The organism is Chroococcidiopsis sp. (genome assembly GCF_051657925.1).
Classification (GTDB): Bacteria; Cyanobacteriota; Cyanobacteriia; order Cyanobacteriales; family Chroococcidiopsidaceae; genus Chroococcidiopsis.
Window position 1 is genome coordinate 1 of the sequence record NZ_JBOFLP010000184.1, and the last position, 4,685, is coordinate 4,685.

Below are 4,685 nucleotides of genomic sequence, written 5' to 3' on the forward strand. Positions count from 1 at the left end.
ATGCCAACTCATAAGCTTGGTACGCAGACGCAACAAGACCCGATTCGATTCAAGAATCTCATGCGCCAAGCAGAAGAAAAATTGGTTGCCACTGGAATACGAGCGCAAGATGCCAGAGACTTGCTCGAAAGAGCGAAAAAACTAGACGATTACCAATTTTGGCAGCATCAAAGTCATGGATTAGCAATCTTCATCTCTGCGAATTTATTTGGCTATTATTGCTTGCCGCTCAATTTTGACGAACTGGTAGTAGTTAGCGATCGCTTTCACTTCAAGCCCTTACTACCATTGCTGACTGGTGACGGACAGTTTTACATCCTGGCGTTGAGTCAAAACCAGGTGAGATTATTCCAAGGGACTCGCTACAGTGTCAACGAAATTGAGTTAGAAGACGTGCCAACTAGTATTGCCCAGGCATTGCGGTACGACGACCCTGAAAAGAGCCTTCAGTTTCATACAGGGACATCTGGGGGTGGAACAGGAGGAGATCGCGCTGCGATGTTTCATGGTCAAGGGGCTGGCAATGACGACCAAAAAGACAACTTACTACGCTATTTCCGCAAAGTAGATACTGGCTTGCAGGAGTTACTCAAAGATCGGCGATCGCCTTTAGTTTTAGCAGGTGTTGACTATCTCTTGCCAATTTATCAGCAGGCAAACACATATCCCTACTTGCTAGATGAAGGCATGACCGGAAATCCAGACCAACTCAAAGCAGAGGAATTACACGCCTTAGCTTGGGAGATCGTACAGCCTCATTTCGAGCGATCGCAACAAGAAACCATAGCACGCTATCAAGAACTAGCAGGCACGGGAAAAACCGCAACTAACATTCGGGAAGTCGTTTCATCTGCCTATTACCAACGAGTTGAGTCTTTGTTTGTTCCGGTAGGCGTACAAAAGTGGGGACGCTTCCATCCTGACACGAGTGAGGTAGAGTTACGTGACGAACATCAGCCAGGAGATGAAGACCTGCTGGATTTAGCGGCTTTACATACACTCTTCAACGGCGGTACGGTGTATGCAGTGGAACCAGAACAAGTACCTGGGGATCATCCTTTAGTTGCGGTGTTACGTTATTAGAAATGCCGACTCTGTTTTTGCCAGTCAATCGTCCTAGACTCATCACCCGTAGAATCCCCACAGCGATCGCGATCGCCATTTTTCTACTTTTACCAGCCAGCAAAGGGTTAACCCAGGAGGACGTTTCTCCGACACCCACACCCCAAACTAGCACACCAGAAGAAATTCCTAGCGACGGGCTGTTTTTTGCTGATGTTATTGTCAGAGGACAGCCTGTACTTCAAATTGGTAGTTTAGCCCAGCTCAGTGCCACCGAACGAGCGCAAATTGTGAATCGGCGCATTGCTGGCATTTTGGCACAGTCACCAACTGACAGCATCACCGTTGTTCCCGATCCCGAAAGAGGGATTGCTAGCTTGCAAGTCGGCAATCGGGTATTAATGACCGTGACGCAACAAGATGCCCAAGATTTTAATCTACCTGTAGATAAGTTAGCACAGCAGTGGGCAACAGAACTGAACCAAGCGTTCGAGCGTCCGCCATTAGCAATTGATGTTGGGCAACGGTTATTCGTGACGCTGCGAGAGTTTCAGCGGGATGCGATCGATAATTTACCTGCGGTTTTGGGAGCGTTATTAGCGATCGCTGCTGCTTGGTTAATTGCCGCTATCTTGCGCCGCCTCACTTTGGTAGGGGCGCAACGTTGGGAAGTGGATCGTAACTCGAAAATTTTGGTCAGTCGTTTAGTATATGGCGGCGTGTGGGTAGTAGGGGCGATCGTTGCCTTGGGTGTCTTGGGGTTGGATTTTGCTACTTTAGTGGGAACGCTAGGCTTGACCAGCGTAGCAATTAGTTTTAGCTTGCGAGACGTTTTAAGTAACTACTTTTCCGGCATCATTTTGCTTGCTTCCCGTCCCTTTCGCCTGGGCGATCAAATAGCAATTAGGGAATTTGAAGGTGCGGTGACTCAAATACAACTGCGAGCAACAACTCTTCGGACTTATGATGGACGAGTGGTTTATATTCCCAATCAAGAAGTTTTTACGGCAATTATTACTAACAATACTGCCTGTGAAAGTCGCCGCAGTTCTGTGATTGTGGGTGTTGCCTATGACGCAAATATTAATACTGTCAAACAAATTTTGCATGATGCTGTTTTGGGGGTTAACGGAGTCGAAGCAGAACCCAAGCCAGACATTTTAGTGCGCGAACTAGGTGCGAGTACGATCAATATTGAGGTGAGATTTTGGGTAAATTCTCGCCGTTTGCCATTTTTAGAAATGACTTCCCTAGTAGCGCAGGCAATGAAAGAGGCATTGCAACAAGCAGGAATTGAAATGCCTAATGAAATTTATACAGTAGAGTTACGCAACTTACCGAAGATTGAGCAAAGAAGCGGGAGTCGGGAGTCGGGAGTCGAGAGTCGGGAGTCGGAAAATTCAAAAAACAATCCAAAATCTAAAACCTCATAGGAGTCACGTTCTCGATCCCCCAACCCCCTTAAAAAGGGGGCATTAGTTCTTTCTTTTTTAAGGCATTTATAGAGAAACTTCAAGTTTACAAGATACACCTAAAAAACGGGATATTAATTCCCCCCTTTTTAAGGGGGGCTAGGGGGGATCTAGATTTAAAGCTTCAAGTGCGTAACTCCTAAACAATCCAAAATCTAAAATCCAAAATTGGTAATGGCAAGAAATTTCAGATGGTTTTGGCGGTTAATAAAAGAGACAATTTCTGAGTGTCAATTCAATGAAGTATCTGTACTAGCAGCATCGCTAGCATATTACACGGTATTTTCCCTCGCGCCGTTGCTGGTTATTATCATGATGATAGTCGGGGCAGTTTTTGGCGAAGTTGCTGCTAAAGAGCAAATTGTGTCTCAGTTAACTCAATTATTTGGCGAACAAGGAGCAGAATTGATTGCTACAGCGATCGCAAATTTGCGGGCTGATACTGAAGGGGGAACGTTTCGACTTTTATTTAATCTCGGCTTTTTAATCTTTGGCGCGACTGGAGTTTTTGCCCAAATTCAAGATGCTTTGGATAGAATTTGGGAGGTAGAACCAGCCCCAGGACAGAAACTGATAAACTTCCTGCGTAAGCGCCTACTAACCTTTGTCATGGTATTAGCGATCGCTTGTTTGCTGCTGCCAAACCGTCACCGTAGATAGATGAATTGAAACCGCTCCTTCTGTCAAACTTTCTCACAAATAGGTTTTTATTCTAGCTAATTATGAATGAGTCAACCGTCAAACATTTTTGGGAACGGCTGAATAACGCGCTTGCTTATTCGTTATGCGTTGTTGTTTGCTCTCGGTTGGGCGATCGCTCAATTTCTGGCTTATTTTGAAACAGTTTTTGTAACTTTTATCTTTGCGGAAATTATCGCTTTTTTACTCAATTACCCTGTTCGGTGGATTTCTCGGTTTCTGCCTCGCGGGATTGCCGCTATTTTAGTTTTTTTACTGACTCTACTGATAGTAGCAGGAGCGATTGGTACGCTAGGTTTTGCCATTTTATCTCAAGCACAACAATTATTAGAACAAGCCCCGCACATTATCAATGAAATTGTATCTTCACTAGATTGGCTCCAAAATCAATTGAAAGAATGGAATTTCCAAGTTGATTTTGGCACCTTAGAAGAACAGCTAAGAGAGCAAGCCCTAGCAGGTGTAGGCATGGGTTTTACTACCTTGCAAGGCTTGCTAGCTAATTTTGTCGATCTCGTCATCATTGCAGTTGTTGCTTTTTTCATGCTACTTGATGGCAAGCGAATTTGGAATTTTGTTCTTAAAGCTTTTCCCGAACATTTTTGTCCCCAGATTACCGAGGCAATTCAACATAACTTTATCGGCTTCTTTTGGGGAAGACTACTACTATCCATTTTCTTCGGCGTATCGGTATGGGGTGTGTTTATTGTTTTAGACTTACCCTTTGCTTTAGTTTTAGCCGCGATCGCGGGAGTATTCGATCTCATTCCTGGGATTGGAGCTACGATTGGAATTGCCCTAGTTTCTCTGATTGTGTTACCTCAAGGAATTTTGCTTGCCCTAAAAGTATTAGTCGGTTGCGTTTTGCTCCAGCAAGTTGAAGAAAACATACTCATGCCGCGAATTATGCAAGGTTCATTGAATATGAATCCAGTGTTTATGTTCTTTGCTTTATTAATAGGAGCTAGAGTTGCCGGATTAGTGGGGGTTTTTCTGTCCGTACCGTTGGCTGGCGCATTGGTGAGTTTATTCGACATTAAAGAAATGCAGCAAGGCGAAAATTAAAAAGTCTTAGAGGAGTTAGTCATTTATAGGGATGGAATGACGATCGTCGCCTTCTACATTGGTGGGATATATGTTATTTATCGCATCTGAGAGAGGAGGCAACAGTTGGAGCAAGTTTTTAAATTGATTAACTTTAATACCGAAATCGGGCTAAAGGTATTATTCACGATCGCCTTTCTCATTGTCCTCTGGCTGCTGCGTCGTGTCGCTAATGCTTTTATTAGAGAATCGATCCGCGATCGCTACAACGGACGAATTTGGTTCTGGGCTGGGCAGGGATTAAATCTAGTTACAGCAGTATTGTTAATCTTGGGGCTGCTAGAAATTTGGTTTGACAACCCCAATCGGCTTGCTACTGCAATCGGTTTGGTAACAGCAGGTGTAGCC

Annotated in this window: 3 protein-coding genes and 2 pseudogenes; all 5 read left to right on the forward strand. The window is 44.4% G+C overall.

Annotated features, from left to right (window positions below; all coding sequences use genetic code 11):
• A partial coding sequence (locus ACRC32_RS14940; RefSeq protein ID WP_438554716.1) for a baeRF7 domain-containing protein occupies positions 1 to 1,083 on the forward strand: 1,083 nt, incomplete at its 5' end.
• 2 nt (positions 1,084 to 1,085) lie between these two features.
• The gene (locus ACRC32_RS14945; RefSeq protein ID WP_438554717.1) at positions 1,086 to 2,495 is read left to right on the forward strand and encodes a mechanosensitive ion channel family protein; all 1,410 of its coding nucleotides are present in this window, start codon (positions 1,086 to 1,088) and stop codon (positions 2,493 to 2,495) included.
• A gap of 213 nt (positions 2,496 to 2,708) precedes the next feature.
• Entirely contained in the window at positions 2,709 to 3,194 is a 486-nt protein-coding gene (locus ACRC32_RS14950; RefSeq protein WP_438554718.1) for a YihY/virulence factor BrkB family protein, read from the forward strand.
• A gap of 62 nt (positions 3,195 to 3,256) precedes the next feature.
• A pseudogene (locus ACRC32_RS14955) lies at positions 3,257 to 4,298 on the forward strand (AI-2E family transporter).
• Between the two features lie 105 nt (positions 4,299 to 4,403).
• Positions 4,404 to 4,685 (forward strand): annotated as a pseudogene (locus ACRC32_RS14960) (mechanosensitive ion channel family protein); the annotation flags it as partial.

Coding starts and splice junctions, on each gene's coding strand:
- ACRC32_RS14945 (WP_438554717.1), top strand. CDS start 1,086: ATGCCGACTCTGTTTTTGCCAGTCAATCGTCCTAGACTCATCACCCGT.
- ACRC32_RS14950 (WP_438554718.1), top strand. CDS start 2,709: ATGGCAAGAAATTTCAGATGGTTTTGGCGGTTAATAAAAGAGACAATT.